Origin of the sequence: Methyloversatilis sp. MC4-4 (assembly GCF_049843555.1) — a bacterium.
Classification (GTDB): Bacteria; Pseudomonadota; Gammaproteobacteria; order Burkholderiales; family Rhodocyclaceae; genus Methyloversatilis; species Methyloversatilis discipulorum_B.
The window spans coordinates 974,636-990,320 of sequence record NZ_JBBHZK010000002.1 but is presented as its reverse complement, the minus strand read 5'-3'; the positions used below and the strand labels follow the sequence as shown (position 1 = coordinate 990,320).

The 15,685-nt window shown below is 66.4% G+C and carries 15 protein-coding genes; 7 read left to right on the top strand and 8 right to left on the bottom strand.

What is annotated here, in order from left to right:
- Positions 1 to 226 precede the first annotated feature (226 nt).
- Positions 227 to 1,183: a LysR family transcriptional regulator gene (locus WDZ97_RS11435; protein ID WP_368500548.1), complete on the top strand. Its 957-nt coding sequence runs from the start codon at positions 227 to 229 to the stop codon at positions 1,181 to 1,183.
- Between the two features lie 7 nt (positions 1,184 to 1,190).
- Here the strand turns inward: WDZ97_RS11435 and WDZ97_RS11430 are convergent, their stop codons facing one another.
- A complete protein-coding gene (locus tag WDZ97_RS11430; RefSeq protein WP_304004792.1) occupies positions 1,191 to 1,991 on the bottom strand; it encodes an inositol monophosphatase family protein in 801 nt (266 codons plus the stop codon).
- A 202-nt stretch (positions 1,992 to 2,193) separates the two neighbouring features.
- Here WDZ97_RS11430 and WDZ97_RS11425 point away from each other — a divergent pair, with 202 nt between their 5' ends.
- The 6 genes from WDZ97_RS11425 to WDZ97_RS11400 all read left to right on the top strand — a co-directional run bounded on the left by WDZ97_RS11425 (position 2,194) and on the right by WDZ97_RS11400 (position 9,149).
- Positions 2,194 to 2,916: a 16S rRNA (uracil(1498)-N(3))-methyltransferase gene (locus WDZ97_RS11425; protein ID WP_425762818.1), complete on the top strand. Its 723-nt coding sequence runs from the start codon at positions 2,194 to 2,196 to the stop codon at positions 2,914 to 2,916.
- The gene (gene pap / locus WDZ97_RS11420; RefSeq protein WP_425762817.1) at positions 2,916 to 4,391 is read left to right on the top strand and encodes a polyphosphate:AMP phosphotransferase; all 1,476 of its coding nucleotides are present in this window, start codon (positions 2,916 to 2,918) and stop codon (positions 4,389 to 4,391) included. The genes WDZ97_RS11425 and pap overlap by 1 nt, the downstream gene beginning before the upstream one ends.
- Before the next feature lie 91 nt (positions 4,392 to 4,482).
- Positions 4,483 to 5,805, top strand: a complete 1,323-nt coding sequence (argA, locus tag WDZ97_RS11415) for an amino-acid N-acetyltransferase (RefSeq protein ID WP_304004801.1) — start codon at positions 4,483 to 4,485, stop codon at positions 5,803 to 5,805.
- Positions 5,806 to 5,824: 19 nt separating this feature from the next.
- Positions 5,825 to 7,888: a diguanylate cyclase domain-containing protein gene (locus WDZ97_RS11410; protein WP_425762816.1), complete on the top strand. Its 2,064-nt coding sequence runs from the start codon at positions 5,825 to 5,827 to the stop codon at positions 7,886 to 7,888.
- Positions 7,889 to 7,976: 88 nt separating this feature from the next.
- Positions 7,977 to 8,249: an oxidative damage protection protein gene (locus WDZ97_RS11405; protein WP_019919514.1), complete on the top strand. Its 273-nt coding sequence runs from the start codon at positions 7,977 to 7,979 to the stop codon at positions 8,247 to 8,249.
- Between the two features lie 51 nt (positions 8,250 to 8,300).
- Entirely contained in the window at positions 8,301 to 9,149 is an 849-nt protein-coding gene (locus WDZ97_RS11400; protein WP_304004808.1) for a tetratricopeptide repeat protein, read from the top strand.
- Positions 9,150 to 9,152: 3 nt separating this feature from the next.
- On the opposite strand, the gene phoU is transcribed toward WDZ97_RS11400, so the two are convergent.
- The 7 genes from phoU to lpdA all read right to left on the bottom strand — a co-directional run bounded on the left by phoU (position 9,153) and on the right by lpdA (position 15,685).
- Positions 9,153 to 9,854, bottom strand: a complete 702-nt coding sequence (gene phoU / locus WDZ97_RS11395; protein WP_304004810.1) for a phosphate signaling complex protein PhoU — start codon at positions 9,852 to 9,854, stop codon at positions 9,153 to 9,155.
- A gap of 52 nt (positions 9,855 to 9,906) precedes the next feature.
- Positions 9,907 to 10,578, bottom strand: coding sequence for a ribose-5-phosphate isomerase RpiA (gene rpiA / locus WDZ97_RS11390; protein ID WP_425762815.1), 672 nt, complete (start codon positions 10,576 to 10,578; stop codon positions 9,907 to 9,909).
- A gap of 19 nt (positions 10,579 to 10,597) precedes the next feature.
- On the bottom strand, positions 10,598 to 11,692 hold the full coding sequence (locus WDZ97_RS11385) for a nucleotidyltransferase domain-containing protein (protein WP_425762814.1): 1,095 nt from the start codon (positions 11,690 to 11,692) through the stop codon (positions 10,598 to 10,600).
- Positions 11,693 to 11,732: 40 nt separating this feature from the next.
- Positions 11,733 to 12,659 (bottom strand): HprK-related kinase A, encoded by a 927-nt coding sequence (locus WDZ97_RS11380; protein WP_425762813.1) that lies wholly within the window; start codon positions 12,657 to 12,659, stop codon positions 11,733 to 11,735.
- 7 nt (positions 12,660 to 12,666) lie between these two features.
- Entirely contained in the window at positions 12,667 to 12,885 is a 219-nt protein-coding gene (locus WDZ97_RS11375; protein ID WP_425762812.1) for an HPr-rel-A system PqqD family peptide chaperone, read from the bottom strand.
- Between the two features lie 46 nt (positions 12,886 to 12,931).
- Positions 12,932 to 13,594, bottom strand: a complete 663-nt coding sequence (locus WDZ97_RS11370) for a hypothetical protein (RefSeq protein ID WP_425762811.1) — start codon at positions 13,592 to 13,594, stop codon at positions 12,932 to 12,934.
- 306 nt (positions 13,595 to 13,900) lie between these two features.
- Positions 13,901 to 15,685, bottom strand: coding sequence for a dihydrolipoyl dehydrogenase (lpdA, locus tag WDZ97_RS11365; RefSeq protein ID WP_425762810.1), 1,785 nt, complete (start codon positions 15,683 to 15,685; stop codon positions 13,901 to 13,903).

Genomic DNA, 15,685 nt, shown 5'->3' with positions numbered 1-15,685 from the left:
GGTATGAATCCACAAACAAGGTTGTGGAGGAGGAGCCTGGGTCACCTGTCCGTTTTTGTTGAGCTGACAGGCTTTGACGCTAAACTGGTCGCTTCGGTTTGCAGTGCCTGCGAGGCGGTGTTCGCTGCGTTTCCGTTGCTGTTGCAGTGCAATATATCTGGAACTGGCCTTGGTTGAAAATAAGTTGTTTTGATAAGATCGATCAAACATTCTTATTTAGACTGATATGGCGACACAATGGACGCGCGGGGTGTCTCTCCGCCAGCTGAGAATATTCGAGGCGGTCGCACGACTGGGCTCGATTTCCCGCGCCGCGGAAGAACTGCATCTGACGCAGCCGGCAGTTTCGATGCAGGTGAAGGCGCTGGACGGGCTGATCGGCCTTCCTCTGATCGAGACCCTGGGCAAGAAGTTGCGCGTGACCGAAGTCGGCATGGAGATTGCCCGGCACGCGCGCGCCATCGACCACCAGTTGGCCGAGGCCGAGGCCGCGCTGGCGCAGATGGCGAGCGGACATTCGGGCCTGGTGTCTGTCGGCGTGGTCAGTACCGCCAAATACGTCGCCCCGCGTCTGCTGATGGCTTTCCGCGAGCGTTATCCGGACGTGCAGGTCCGCATTTCCCTGCACAACCGCGACGACATCTTCCGTCATCTCGAAGACAACCTGATCGACATCGCCATCATGGGCCGCCCACCGGCAGCGCTGGGCTGCGAGGCGCATGTCTTTGCCGAACACCCGCTGTCGGTGCTGGCGTGCGAGGGCCATCCGCTGGCCGGTGGTCGCACCGTCACGGCCGACGATCTGGGCAAGGAGGCCTTCCTGATCCGCGAACGGGGGTCCGGTACGCGGGTGACGCAGGAAAGCTATCTGGTCGAGCAGGGCATACGCCCGGCCGAAATCATCGAACTGCCCAGCAATGAAATCATCAAGCAGGCGGCCATCGCCGGCATGGGCCTGGCTTTCCTGTCCGAACACACCTGCCAGCTCGAACTGCGCACCGGCGTGCTGTGCCGCATCGCGGCACCTGGCACGCCCATCGTGCGCAACTGGCACGTCGTATACAGGGATCGCAAGAATCTGTTGCCGGCCGCGCTGGCGCTGCGCGACTTCCTGATGCACGAGGGCGGCCGGCTGGTGAATTCGCAGGTGGCGCCAGTCCATCTGCCGGTGCACCACCCCTGAGGACAGATCAGCGGCCGCCGTGTGCGGCCAGCCAGTCCATCCATTCACGGTAGAGGTCGGCGCTGGCGCCGACCACCACCGGCGTCTTGCGGCCAGGCGCCATGTCCAGCGGCTCGCCATCCAGCATCGAGCAGCGTGCACCGGCTTCGGCGGCGATCAGGCTGCCGGCGGCAAAGTCCCACATCATCTGGCCACCGTGCAGGTAGACGTCCAGCCTAGCGGCGGCAATGAAGCACCATTCGAGCGCGCTGGAACCGAAGTTGCGCTGCGAGTAGAAGGGCGACTGGGTGGCCAGTGCGTCGCCAAGTGCCTTCGGAATCCGTTTGAAATCGACGCCTGCCACCGCATCCAGCAGATGGCGCGCCGGCGTGCGCAGCGGTAGCGCGTTGCCGTTCAGGAAGGCGCCGCCGCCTTCTTCCGCGTAGAAGGCTTCGTCGGTCATCGGGTTGTAGACGACGCCGTGGCGCGTGCGTCCCTCCTCGATGTACGCGATCGCGACGCCGAAGAAAGGGATGCCGTTGACGAAGTTGGTGGTGCCGTCGATCGGGTCTATGCACCAGATGCCGTCGTGACCTTCGTGCCACAAGCGCAACTGCACCGACTCCGGCATTTCCTCGCCGAGCACCGGCCGGTCGATGATGCGCGGCAGGCGTTCGATCAGTGCCTCCTGCGCCGCCAGGTCGACCACGGTGAACAGGCTGCCGTCGTCCTTCTGATTGCGCTGTGCCGTCAGGAAGTGCGGCATGATCACCTCGCGGGCGACGCTGCGCGCGGTGTCGACGATCTGTAGCAGTGTGGTTGAGCTCATGGTCGTTCGTCAGTGAGCCGCGTCGCGACGCCGGAAGCACTCCGGCCGGCTGGCGTGGCAGTATCGTTCGCGGCGGCTGCCCGTTGTCGGATGCCCTGATGCCATAACGGTTGCGGACATTCCGACCATGAGGGGCCGATCGTCGCCGACGGTGCGAAAAGCCTCGCCGGCGGGTGTTCTTGCAGTGCACAAATATAACACGATGATTCCACGCTTCTTTTGTCCCTTGCCTGCGGAACCGGCTGGAACGATCACCTTGCCGGCGCCGGTGGCGCATCACATCGACCGCGTTCTGCGCCTGGCCGACGGCGACGCGATCACGCTGTTCGACGGTCGCGGCAGCGAATTCGCCGCCCGCCTGGTGCGCAGGGGCCGCAGCGTCGACGCCACGGTCGGCGTCGAATCGACGCCACAGCGCGAGTCCGCGCTCGACGTCACGCTGCTGCAATGCCTCGCCGCCGCCGACAAGATGGACTGGATCGTACAGAAGGCGGTCGAGCTCGGTGTGGCGCGGGTGCAACCGGTGGCCAGCCGGCGCGCCGTGGTCAAGCTGGCCGGCGAGCGTGCGCAACGGAGGGTCGAGCACTGGCAGCAGGTGGCGGTGTCGGCCTGCGAACAGTGCGGCCGCAATCGCGTGCCCGAGGTACGGCCCCTGCTGACCTTGCCGCAGGCGCTTGCGGCCGCGAGCGGGCAGCGCCTGCTGCTGCATCCGGAAGGCGGCGTGCCGCTGAAGTCGGCCGGGCTGCGCGCCGATGAACCCATTACCGTGCTGATCGGACCGGAGGGCGGCTTCGATGCCGACGAACTGGCCGCTGCGCGCGCTGCCGGCTTTGCCGCGCTGACGCTGGGGCCGCGCGTGCTGCGCACGGAGACGGCGGGCGTTGCCGTGCTGTCGGCACTGAATACCCTGATCGGAGATTTCTGATGTTCGATGCGCTGCCTGCCGTCGCCCCGCTGGACGAAGCCCGGCTCGAGCGTGCGGTGTCCAGATTGCGTGCCGATCTGCTCGACGCCCAGTACTCGATACTGGAACAGGGGCGTACGCCGGTCGTGCTGCTGATCGCCGGTGTGGCTGGTGCCGGACGCGGACGCCTGGTCAATACGCTGAACGAATGGATGGACCCCCGTCACATCCGCACCAGTGCCTTCGGGCCGCGCGACGAGGCGGAACGGCAGCGACCGCACATGTGGCGCTACTGGCAGGCGCTGCCGTCGCGCGGTCGTACCGCGATGATCTTTGAGGGCTGGTACAGCGAGGCGATCAACGCCCGCGTCGAGCGCCGGATCAAGCGGCGCGCCTTCTGGCACACCCTGCACGAGATCCAGCGCTTCGAACGCATGCTGGCGATGGAAGGCGCGGTGCTGCTGAAGTTCTGGCTGCACCTCGATGCCGACCGTCAGCGTGCGCACTTCCGTGCGCTGGAGCGTGACGCGGCGACGCGTTGGCGGGTGACTGCCGAGGACTGGCGTGCGAATCGCCGGCACAAGCGCATCTGCAAGGTGGCGGAAGAGGCGATCCGGCTGTCGGACACCTCGCATGCGCCCTGGCACCTGGTCGACGCAAGCGACGCCGCGCAGACCGAACTGGTGGTCGGCCGCATCGTCCTGAAGGCGCTCCTAGAAGCGCTGGCGGGGCCGCGCAAGCCGCTTGCGCCGGCGCTGCCTCCGCTGGTGGTGCCGAGCGAACAGCCGGCTCAGCCCGCGCGTGCACCGTCCAAGCCGATGCGCAAGGACGACTATCAGCCCGAACTCGAACGCCTGCAGGGCCGGCTCAACCTGCTGTTGCGCCATCCGGCCTTTGCCCGGCGCGCGCTGGCGGTGGTGTTCGAAGGCATGGACGCCGCCGGCAAGGGCGGCGCGATACGCCGCATCACGCACGCGCTCGATGCGCGCAATTACCGTGTGCACCCGGTGGCGGCGCCGACCGAGCACGAGCGCCTCTATCCGTGGCTGTGGCGCTTCTGGCGTGACGTGCCGCGCGATGGCCGGGTTTCGCTGTTCGACCGCTCCTGGTATGGCCGCGTGCTGGTCGAGCGGGTCGAGGGCTTTGCCGTGGAAGCCGACTGGTCGCGTGCCTTCGAGGAGATCAACGCGTTCGAACAGGAGTGGACCGAACACGGCATCATCGTCTGCAAGTTCTGGCTCGAAGTCAGTTCCGACGAGCAGCTGCGCCGTTTCAACGAGCGCGGGCGCCAGCGCTTCAAGCGTTTCAAGATCACGCCCGAGGACTGGCGCAACCGTGACAAGTGGTCGCAGTACGTGCCCGCGGTGCAGGACATGCTGGTGCGCACGCATACCGAACAGGCGCCGTGGAACGTGGTGTCCGCCGACGACAAGTACCGTGCGCGGCTGGCCATACTCGACGCCCTGTGCGATCGCCTCGAGTCGGAACTGGGCTGAACGTGCCGGAATTGAGACAACGCAAGTTCTGCGGCGCGTCCGCTGGCGCGCGCTCGGCTAGAATTCGTTGAATTTTCCCATCGGAACCCGCATGCACGCCGATCCCGACTCGCCGCGTTTCGTTGCCTGGGTGCGCAGTGCCGCGCCCTACATCCACGCCTTCGGCGGTCGAACCTTCGTCATCGCGGTCGGCGGCGAGGTGCTGCAGGGGCCGCTGGCCAATTCGCTGGTGCAGGACTGCAACCTGCTCGCCGCGCTCGGCATCAAGCTGGTGCTAGTGGTAGGGGCCCGCCCGCAGATCGAGGAGGAACTGGCCGCACGCGGCCTGCCGCCGCGCTATCACAAGGGCTTGCGGGTCACCGACGCGCAGGCGATGGACTGCGTCAAGCGCGCCAATGGCGCCATTCGCATCGACGTCGAGGCGCTGTTCTCGCAGGGCTTGCCGAACACGCCGATGGCCGGCAGCACGATCGAGGTTGCCTCCGGCAATTTCCTGACCGCGCGCCCGGTGGGCGTGGTCGATGGCATCGACCATGGTTACACCGGCACCGTACGCAAGGTCGATGTCGAGGCGCTGAACGACGCGCTGGCCGACAGCGACATCGTACTGATGCAGCCCTACGGTTACTCGCTGACCGGCGAGGTGTTCAACCTGAGCATGGAAGAGGTGGCCGAATCGGTCGCCGTCGCGCTGCAGGCGACCAAGCTCATCTACCTGTGCGACGCGCCGGGCATCGTCGACGAACAGGGCGCGCTGGTGCCCGAGCTGACCGCCGACGAAGCGGCGCAGTGGCTCAAGGCCGGGCGCGGCATTACCGAAGATCTCGGGCTCTACCTGCCGCGCGCCATCCGCGCGGTGAAGCTGGGCGTGGCGCGCGCCCACATGATCGATCGCGATCTCGATGGCGCACTGCTGCTCGAATTCTTCACCACCCAGGGCGTGGGCAGCGTCATTTCGCGCGAGCGGCTGGCACTGATGCGCAACGCGCGGGTGGACGACGTACCCGCCATCGCCGGCCTGATCGCACCGCTGGAGGCCGACGGCACGCTGGTCAGCCGCGGCCGCGAGCGGCTGGAACGCGAGATCGAGCGCTTCAGCGTGCTCGAACACGACGAAGTGATCATGGGCTGCGCCGCCTTCTATCCCTATCCGGAAGAGCAGATGGCTGAGCTGGCCTGTCTGGCGGTGATGGCGGAATACCGTCGCCACGGCTACGGCGAGCAGATCCTGAGCTATGTCGAGACGCGTGCTCGCGCCGAGCGGATCAAGCAGCTGTTCGTGCTCACCACGGTGACCGCGCACTGGTTCGTCGAGCGGGGGTTCGTCGAGGCCGGTGTCGATGCGCTGCCGCGCGTGCGTCGAGAAAACTACAACCCGCAGCGGCGCAGCAAGGTCCTGGTAAAACGCCTGTGATCGCAGCCGGAGCCCGCTCATGCTCAGTGCTCTGACACGTCGCATCGGCGTGCTGCAGGGGCGCTTGCTCGCCTCCGGCATCCTTCTGGGCGGTGTGCTGTGCTTGGCGCTGCTGTGGGCTTACGGCCTCATTTCCATGCACCTGGTCGAGCGGGAGTCGGCGCGCATCGATTACCTCGTCGCCGACATGCAGGCCCGGCTCGCTGCCGCACTGATCGCTGATCCGGCGCGGCTGGGGGCGGAGGTGAGCATGCTCCGGCGCGTCGGCCAGCTCGACTATGTCGAGGTGCGGGACGAGGCGGGTCGCGTCCTGATCGCCGACGGTGGTCCGGCCGTGCTCGGTGCGGCCCACGGCAGTATTCGTGAGGCCCTGGAATCCGGGCGTGGTCGCTACGACATGCGCATCGATCTGCTGCAGCCGGGCCGGCGTGTGCCGGTCGGTGTGCTGCGCGCCAGCGTCGACCTGTCGGGGCTGCTCTCCTCGCTGGCCATGTTGCGCAACGGCGCGCTGGCGCTCGGCGGGCTGGTGTTGCTGCTGCATGTCTGGCTGGCGCGCTGGGTGCTGGGCGGGGTGCTTGAAGGCGTCAGCGCGATCGAAACCCGGGCAGTGGCGCTGCGTCGCGCCGAAGAGGTCGATCCCTTGCCGGTGCGCGGCGACGACGCGCTGGCCCGGCTGACGCGCGCCTTCAACCAGATGGTGCAGGCGCTGGAAGAGCGCGTCACCGCGCTGCGCAAGAGCGAGTCGCGCTTCCACGCGATCGCCGACTTCACCTTCGGCGTCGAGGCCTGGTTCAGTCCGCAAGGGCGGCTCATCTGGGTGAACCGCTCGATCGAACGGGTGACCGGGCACAGTCCGCTCGACTGTCTGCTGGCCGAGGATCTGGCGAGCATGCTGATTCACGAGAAGGACCGCAAGATTTTTGCCGCCCGCGCGGCCGACGCGCTGGCCGGCGCCAGCGGCGAGAATTTCGAGGTGAGGCTGCTGCGCCGTGACGGGTCGATCGTGTGGGTTTCACTGAACTGGCAGCCCATCTACGACGAGTCGGGTACCTGCCTCGGCGTGCGCGTGTCGGCCGACGACATCCAGAGCCGCAAGGAAGCCGAATTGAAGCTGCTCGACACGGTGACCGCGCTGCGCCGCGAACAGGGCCTGCGCGACTACTACCTGACGCGCAGCGAGGAAGAGCGTTCGCGGCTGGAAGCGCTGCTCGATCTGATCAAGCTGGGCGTGCTTTTCGTCGACCGCGATGGCCGCGCCCAGCACGCCAACCGGATGCTTAAGACGATCTGGGGCTTTGCCGAGAACGAGAACCTGTCCGGCATGCGCGATGCCGTGCTGATCGAGCGCACAGCGGTGCTGCGGGCCGACGAAGACATCTACCGCGAGCGCGTGAAGTCGATACTGGCCGCCCGTGCGCCGACTGATCCGCAGGACATTCCGCTGCGCGATGGCCGCATTATCCGCGAGCAGTCGGCCCTGGTGCCGTCGGCCACGCCCGGCCGCTTCCTCGGCCGCGTCTGGCTCTACGAGGACGTCACCGCCGAGCGGCGTGCCGCCGAGGCGCTGGTCAATATGGCGGAACGTGATCCGCTGACCAATCTGTACAACCGTCGCCGCTTCCACGAGGAGCTCGCACGGATGATTGCCGACGCCGCCCGCCGCCGCACCCAGCTCGGCCTGCTGCTGTTCGATCTCGACGGCTTCAAGCCGGTGAACGACCGTTTCGGCCATCAGGCCGGCGACGAGGTGCTGACGCGGCTGGCGCGCGACGTCGGTGCCATCATCCGGCGCAACGAAATGTTCTTCCGTCTCGGCGGTGACGAATTTGCGGTGCTCGCGCCGGATACCGACGAGACCGCGCTGACCGGCCTCGCCCGCCGCATCGGCGAGCGCGTCGCCGGCATGGTGTTCGAGTTTGACGGCGCCCAGGCCTGCGTCACTACCAGCACCGGCATCGGCATCTATCCCTTGCACGCACACAGCGGCGAAACCTTGCTCAGCGCCGCGGATTCGGCGATGTACGCGGCAAAGAACGACGGCAAGAACGCATTCCGGATGTCGCAGCGGCGGCACGGCACCTGACGCGGCCGTCTTCATGATTCAACATGTCGATTCAGCGCCCGGCACAGGGCCTAGAATTCGATACATCCAACGTTTACAGGAGTTACAGATGGCACGCATGGTTCAATGCATCAAACTGGGTCGCGAGGCCGAAGGCCTCGACTTTCCGCCGGTGCCCGGCGCGCTGGGCGCACGCATCTTCGAATCGGTGTCGAAGGAAGCGTGGCAGCAGTGGGTGAAGTACCAGACCATGCTGATCAACGAAAACCGTCTCAGCCTGATGGACCCGCGCGCACGCAAGTATCTGGCGGAACAGATGGAAAAGCACTTTTTTGGCGAAGGTGCGGACCAGGTCACGGGCTTCGTGCCGCCGGCCGCCTGATCGACACAGTTCTTCACGGGAGCCGTCCAGGGTGCGTGATAGCTTTTCATCATGACTGTATCCACCCGCCTGTCCAGCGTCCTGCAGGGGCCGCGTTGCTGTCCGTATTGCCTCAGCAGCAACACGAAGGACTCCAGCTGGAAGAACTCGGACGAGAAGGCCGGACGCTTCTGGCTCAAGCCGGTACGTTGCCGCAACTGCCACAAGCGCTTCGTCCGTTTCCGGCGTATTCCGCTCGCGGCGGTCGGCGGCTCACTTGCGCTCGGTCTGCTGGTGGCCATCGTGGTCACCGTCCAGGGTGTCGAGACGCGCACGCCGACCGAGCACGAACAGCTCATTGCCGAACTGGAACCGCTGGAGGCGGAGCGTCTGCGCGCTGAAACCGGTGACCCCGAAGCGCAGTACGCCTACGGGATGATGCTGGCCCAGGGCGGGACCGGCGAAGCGACGGATGTGGCGGAATCGGTGAAGTGGCTGGAGAAGGCGGCCGAACAGGGACACGCGCGGGCGCAGTACGAACTTGCGCTGGCGCTGAAACTCGGCCGCGGCACGCTGCAGGATTACAAGGCCGCCGGCAGGTGGTTCCGCACCGCGGCGCGCAGTGGCCATGTCGGCGCGCAATACCACATGGGCCGCCTGCACCGCATCGGCGAGGGCGTCTCGCTCGATCTGGTGCGTGCCTACGCGTGGTTCAATCGCGCTGCCGCACAGGGCCACGGCGCGGCGCGCGGGGCGCGGGACGAAATCGCGGCGTCGCTCAAGCCGGATCAGCTGGCGCTGGCGCAGCAGCTGTCGCGCGCGCCCGAAATGCCCGAGAGCGACGCCCCGCTGCCCGACATCGCCAGTTCTACCGCATCCGGGGAAGGCGACGCCCCGGCGGCGACCGACTCGCCGCGCTGAAACTCAATCGGCGGCTGCGGCGGCTTCCATCGCGGCCAGTCCGGCGTGGCGGACGTCGGTACCCTTCACCATGAACACCACGTACTGCGCCATGTTCTTCGAGTGGTCGCCGATGCGCTCGATCGCCTTGGCGATGAACAGCAGGTCGAGGCCGCAGGAGATGGTGCGCGGGTCTTCCATCATGAAGGTAATGAGCTGACGCATGATGGACTTGAACTCGGCATCCACCTCCTTGTCCTGACGCACCACCTCGGTGGCGCTGGCGAGATCCATGCGCGCCAGCGCGTCCAGCGTGCGGCGCAGCATGTCCACTGCCATCGAGGCCGCGTGCCGCAGTTCGACGCGCGGCACGAAGATGGCGTCGGACTCGAGGATGTGACGTCCCATCTTGGCGATCTTCTTCGCCTCGTCACCGATGCGCTCCAGATCGGTGATGGTCTTCACCACCGACATGATGACGCGCAGGTCGCTGGCGGCCGGCTGGCGCTTGGCAATCAGGTGATTGCAGGCGTCGTCCAGCTCGATCTCCATCGCATTGACCTTCTTGTCGTTGGCGATCACTTCTTCGAGCAACGGCAGGTTGCGCTCGATCACGCCGCGCATCGCGTGTTCGATCTGCTGTTCGATCAGGCCGCCCATCTGCAGCAGGCCGGTGCGGACGCTTTCGAGTTCGGCATCGTAGCGTTTGGAAATGTGTTCGCTCATGACGTCAGATCCTGAAGGTATTGGGTGTTCGACCCCGTGCGGGCGTCGATGTTCAGGCGTGCAGCGTGCGCACGCCGTCGGCTGACGACACCAGCGCAAGGTCGGCGCGTCGGCGGGCGAACAGCCCGTTGGTCACGGTACCGGTCAGATGGTCGAGTTCGCTCTCGAACAGTGCCGGTTCGGCGATCTTCAGCCCTGCAACGTCCAGGATGAGATTTCCGTTGTCGGTGACGAAGCCTTCACGCAGCTTCGGTACGCCGCCGAGCTTGGCCAGTTCGCGTGCGACCAGGCCGAGTGCCATCGGAACGACCTCGATCGGCAGCGGGAAGCGCCCCAGCATGTCGACGCACTTCGAGCTGTCGGCGATGCAGACGAAACAGTCGGATGCGGCGGCGACGATCTTCTCTCTTGTCAGCGCGCCGCCACCGCCCTTGATCAGGTTGAGGCCGGGGTCGATCTCGTCGGCGCCGTCGACATAGACCGGGATGCGGCGGCCGGAGGCGATCGCCTCGTCCAGCGTCAGTACCTTGATGCCATGGCTGCGCAGGCGGGCGGCGGACGCCTCCGAACTGGCGATCGCGCCGGCGATCTCGATCTTCTCGGCAGCCAGCAGGTCGATGAAGTGGTTGGCGGTGGAGCCGGTTCCCACACCGAGCAGGTCGCCCGGTATGACGTGGGGCAGGGCGGCGCGGGCGACGGCAATCTTCAGTTCATCGGCGGTCATCGAACGGAGTCCTCGGTATTCAGGCGGCCTTGCCATCGTCGTGGATGAAGGCCTTGTACGCAAGATGCGGGATCAGCAGGTGCAAAGGCATTCTAAGCCAGTGGCTGCGTGCATAGAGGATCTGCCGGCGCGCGCGACGCCACGGCGAATCGCTGCTCGGGTGCAGCGGATACATCGACGCGTCTATCAGGTGGTCGGTCAGCGCACCGGCCGGTCGGGCTGCCAGGCGCCTGCGGCATTCGGTCGCGACCGCATCGGGAATGTCGGTGCCGAAGATCCGCTGCGCGAAACGCAGCGCCAGCAGCACCGGATACTCGAGCTGTTGCGCGCGCGCGCGCGGCAGCAGCGCGGCCCAGAAGCCGGCTTCCGGCGAAAACTCGACCAGCAGGCAGTGCAGGTCGTAGAGGTCGCGCAAGCCCTTCTGCAGCTCGCCGAAGAACAGGTGGCAGGCCGAGTGCATCACCATGTCGACCGGCGACAGCACGTGGAACACGTCCGCGCAGTGCGGCACGACGACCGGACGCGCGTCGGCGATCAGCTGTGCCGCGTCGGGAATGTGGCCGGAGGTCGGCGGCACGATGGTGTGGTGCAGATCGATCACGGTGCCGCGCGTCATGTGCTCGATCGGCGGCAGTTCGTGCATCCACTCGCGATAGTAGCGCTGGTCGTAGGAATTCAGGTGGGTCGGGCGCCAGCCGCTGCGGAACAGCGCGCCTTCGGCCCGATCGATGACCTCCTTGGCCACCATCAGGTCGATGTCGTTGAACAGGCGCGAACGCCCTGCGCGCAGACCGGCGACTGCATATGCGGCCCCCTTGAGCAGCAGCACAGGCTGTTCGAGCGACTGCAGCGCGTCGCCGATCACCGCCAGTTCCTGCAGCAGCGAATCGCGGTGCAGTGCGGCGATGCGCAGCGCGGCATCGAGATGGAAGCGCACCTGCGATGGCGTACTTTCGAGGCGCCCGGCGTCGCGCAGCCGCTCGGCCAGTTGTCCGAGCAGATCGCTGGTGCGCGCCTGCCCGATCAGGGCTTCCCAGTCGCGCGCGTCGAAGCGTTCGGTGAATTCGGGTGTGGCGAGCGCTCTCGCCAGGTGGGTGTCCGTCTGTCGGCTCATGTTCCGGTCGGGGCGCAGCGGCCGGCGGTGCCGGCCCGCCTCAGGCGCTACGCGTGCAGATCGATTCGAGTGCCGGCACGATCTGGTCGAGCGAGCCGTAGCGCGCAGTGTAACCGTCGCAGCCATCGACCAGACGGCCCATCGCTTCGAAGCCGGTGACGCCGAGACGCGGATAGTTGAAGGAATTGCTCACCAGCTGCATGAAGGTGTGCGCCTTGCCGTGCGCTTCGATTTCCAGCGCATGACCGGCAGCGAACTGCGGAAACAGGATCCAGCGCGGCTGCACCGGTGTCAGCGCTGCCTCGACGCTGGCACGCGGCGCGCGCATGTGCGCCACGGTGCCCTTGGCGGTGTCGTGCGCGATCGGGCCGATCACCGGCTGTCCGGGGAGCTGACGGACGATGTCTATCGACTGGTTCTTCAGACTGACCGGTCGCGGCAGCGGCATCAGCAGGCCGTCGTCGAGGCCGATCATCGCCAGTTCGTCTGACAGCAGACGCCAGCCGCGCAGCGCCAGTGCCGCGCACAGCGTGCTTTTGCCCGAGCCGGGTGGAGCGGCCATGATGAGGCCGAATCCGTCGCGTTCGAGCACGGCGGCGTGGATGATGAGGTAGTGCTGGGCGTGGTTGGTGAACACCCAGTTCAGGCCCCATTCGAGCATGGCGACCGCCTGACTGCCGGGCAGCGGCTTGAAAGGCTGCATGCCCTCGAAGCGGAAGATGGCCTGCGGACGCAGGTAGCGGCGTAGCCCGCTGCTGCGCAACTCGACCGGGTAGTCGCAGAAATCGTCCGCCGTCGCGACCGGGTAGTCGGAGTACAGCGCCTGCAAGCCGTCGGCGACCGAATCGAAATTGGAGCGTATGCCGGCAACGAATCGTCCGAGCTGCAGCCGCAGACCGTCAGGGCTGTGCAGTCGCCGACGCAGTTCGGATCGCGTCAGCGTGGAAAGGTGGGGGCGTTGCGACACGGAGGGCTCAGTCTGCCGCACGCACGATGCCGTATCGAGCGAGTGCGTCCAGCAGTTCGGGGAGCGCCACGTCGTCTGCCGGCTGCAGGGGCGCCAGCACTGAGGCGTCGGCAGGGCCGGCCTTCAGGCGGGCGACGATGGCGCCGGCACGGGGCGCGAGCAAGCGGGTGGTAGCGGTTCGAGCGTCGTACAGAACCACGCCGTCAGGCCAGCTCAGTACCGACATGGTCTCCGGCGTCACCAGAGACCACAACCCTGCCGTCACGCGACGATCAGCCGTTCTGGCCTTCGCACCACACGCCGGACTTGTAAACATCGACCTTCGTGATGAAGGCTTCGAGGGCGCTCACGCCACCACTGAAAGCGGTCTGGAAGGCGGCGATCACCGCCTCCGGCGACTGCATGCCAATGACCGGGTAGCGGTTTCCGTAGTACTGCGCGTTGAGCAGCGCCGCCACGGCGTGGAAGGCGCAGGTCTGCATGTTGTTGATCTTGTTGGTCGGGCACCAGCCGCCGCTCATGGTCTTGTCGTAGATCACGCCGGTCTTGTCGATGCCGTCGCGCAGCGTTTCGTTCTTCGACGGCTTGAAGAAGGCTACGCCGAACACGCTGTTGAAGTACTGACCTTGCGCATAGATGAAAGGGATGAGGTCCGGGTTTTCCCAGATCTTCTTGCCGTTCTTGTTGCCCCAGAAGCCCGGGCTGCAGCCGCAGGGGCGGGGTGTGCCTTCACGCGACAGATTGCCGGAGGCGATTTCCGAGCCGGTGCAGGTGCCCCAGGTGCTGGTGCCGAAAGCGGAACGGCTCGCCACCGACAGCAGCACACCGGCGCCCGCTGCACCGCCGCGGGTCAGACGCCGCCGTGCGGAATCCACTTGCTCGGTCTGCGGGGTGGGGGTTGCGTCGGTCTGACTGTTCTTGTCGAGCTCATTCATTTGATTTCACCGATAAGGCACGTTGCCGCGGATGTTAGCGCGCTTGTCCATGCTGGCGCGCCGACTTGATCACGGCGGCCTGAGGATGCGCAGCTTGCGTCAGGCGATCGTTGGATAGCCGATGACTAGCAAGAAGCGGACCGCTTGTGATTTTTCCATGCAAGTGAATGATTGGGCGTGTGTTTTCAGATTTTTTCAATCATTCCGCCGGGGCTTGTCGGGGGGACTGTAAATTTCGCCGACGGCCGCTGCCGGGCGGCCTGCAAGGCCTGCCCGGCAGCGGGTCGGACGCGCAGCAGCGCTGCGTCAGCGGCGTAGCGGCGGCAGGTCGGTGCAGCTGCCTTCCGCCACTTCCGCTGCGAGGCCGATCGATTCGCCCAGCGTCGGGTGCGGGTGGATGGTGTGGCCGATGTCGACCGCGTCCGCGCCCATCTCGATGGCCAGTGCCACCTCGCCTATCATGTCGCCGGCCGACGTGCCGACGATGCCGCCACCGACGATACGGTGGGTTTCCGCGTCGAAGATGAGCTTGGTGAAGCCTTCGTCACGGCCGTTGGCAATGGCCCGCCCGCTGGCCGCCCACGGGAATTTGCCGACGGTCACCTTGCGGCCCTGGGCCTTCGCTTCGTCCTCGGTCAGGCCGACCCAGGCGACTTCCGGGTCGGTATACGCGACCGACGGAATCACCGTGGCGTCGAAGTGGCGCTTGTGGCCGGCGATCACTTCCGCCGCGACGTGACCTTCGTGCACCGCCTTGTGCGCCAGCATGGGCTGACCGACGATGTCGCCGATGGCGTGGATGTGGGCGACGTTGCTGCGCATCTGGCTGTCGACCGAGATGAAGCCGCGCTCGTCCACCTGCAGTCCTGCGGCCTCGGCATTCAGCTTGCGACCGTTCGGCGAGCGGCCGACCGCGACCAGCACGCGGTCGTAGGTCTGCGGTTCGGCCGGCGCCTTGGCGCCCTCGAAACTCACCCTGATGCCTTCCGCTGTTGCCTCGGCGCCGGTCACCCGGGTGTTCAGCATGACCGTGTCGAAGCGGTGGGCATTCTTCTTCTCCCACACCTTGGCGAGGTCGCGGTCGGCGCCCTGCATCAGGCCGCCGGTCATTTCGACCACGTCGATGCGGGCACCCAGCGTCGAATAGACGGTGGCCATTTCCAGCCCGATGATGCCGCCGCCTATCACCAGCATGCGCTTCGGAATGTCGGCCAGCAGCAGTGCGCCGGTCGAATCGACGACGCGCGGGTCGTCCGGCATGAAGGGCAGCTTCACCGCCTGGCTGCCGGCGGCGACGATGCAGTGGCCGAACTTCAGCACTTTCTTCTCGCCGGTTTCCGCCTTGCCGTCGCCGGTGGTCAGTGCGATCTCGACATGATTCGGATCGACGAAGCGGGCGGTGCCGCGCAGCACTTTCACCTTGCGTGCCTTGGCCATGCCGGACAGACCGCCAGTCAGCTTGCCGACCACCTTGTCCTTCCAGCCGCGCAGTGCGTCGAGGTCCACTTCGCGCGCACCGAACTTGATGCCGTGCGCGGCCAGCGCTTCGGCCTCGTCGGCCACCGCCGCCACGTGCAGCAGGGCCTTGGACGGAATGCAGCCGACGTTCAGGCAGACGCCGCCCAGCGTGGCATAGCGTTCGACGATCACCACGTCCAGACCGAGGTCGGCGGCGCGGAAGGCGGCCGAATAGCCGCCGGGGCCGCCACCGATCACCAGTACGGCGCAGCTTTCATCGACCTTGGCCGGTGCGCTGCCGGTGGCGGTCACCGCAGCGACGGCTGCGGCCTGTGCAGGGGGCGGTGCCGCGGACGCAGCGGCCGGTGCTGGCACAGCTGCCGCTTCGGCTGCGCTAGCGGCTTCCATCGTCAGCACCACGCTGCCTTCGGACACGCGGTCGCCCACCTTCACCTGCAGTTCGACGATGCGGCCGGCCTGAGGCGCCGGGATGTCCATCGTGGCCTTGTCGGACTCGAGCGACATCAGTGGCGCGTCGGCCTCAACCGTGTCGCCCGGCTTCACCATGATTTCGATGATGGGCACGTCCTTGAAGTCGCCGATGTCGGGGATTTTTACAGTCAGTGTGCTCAT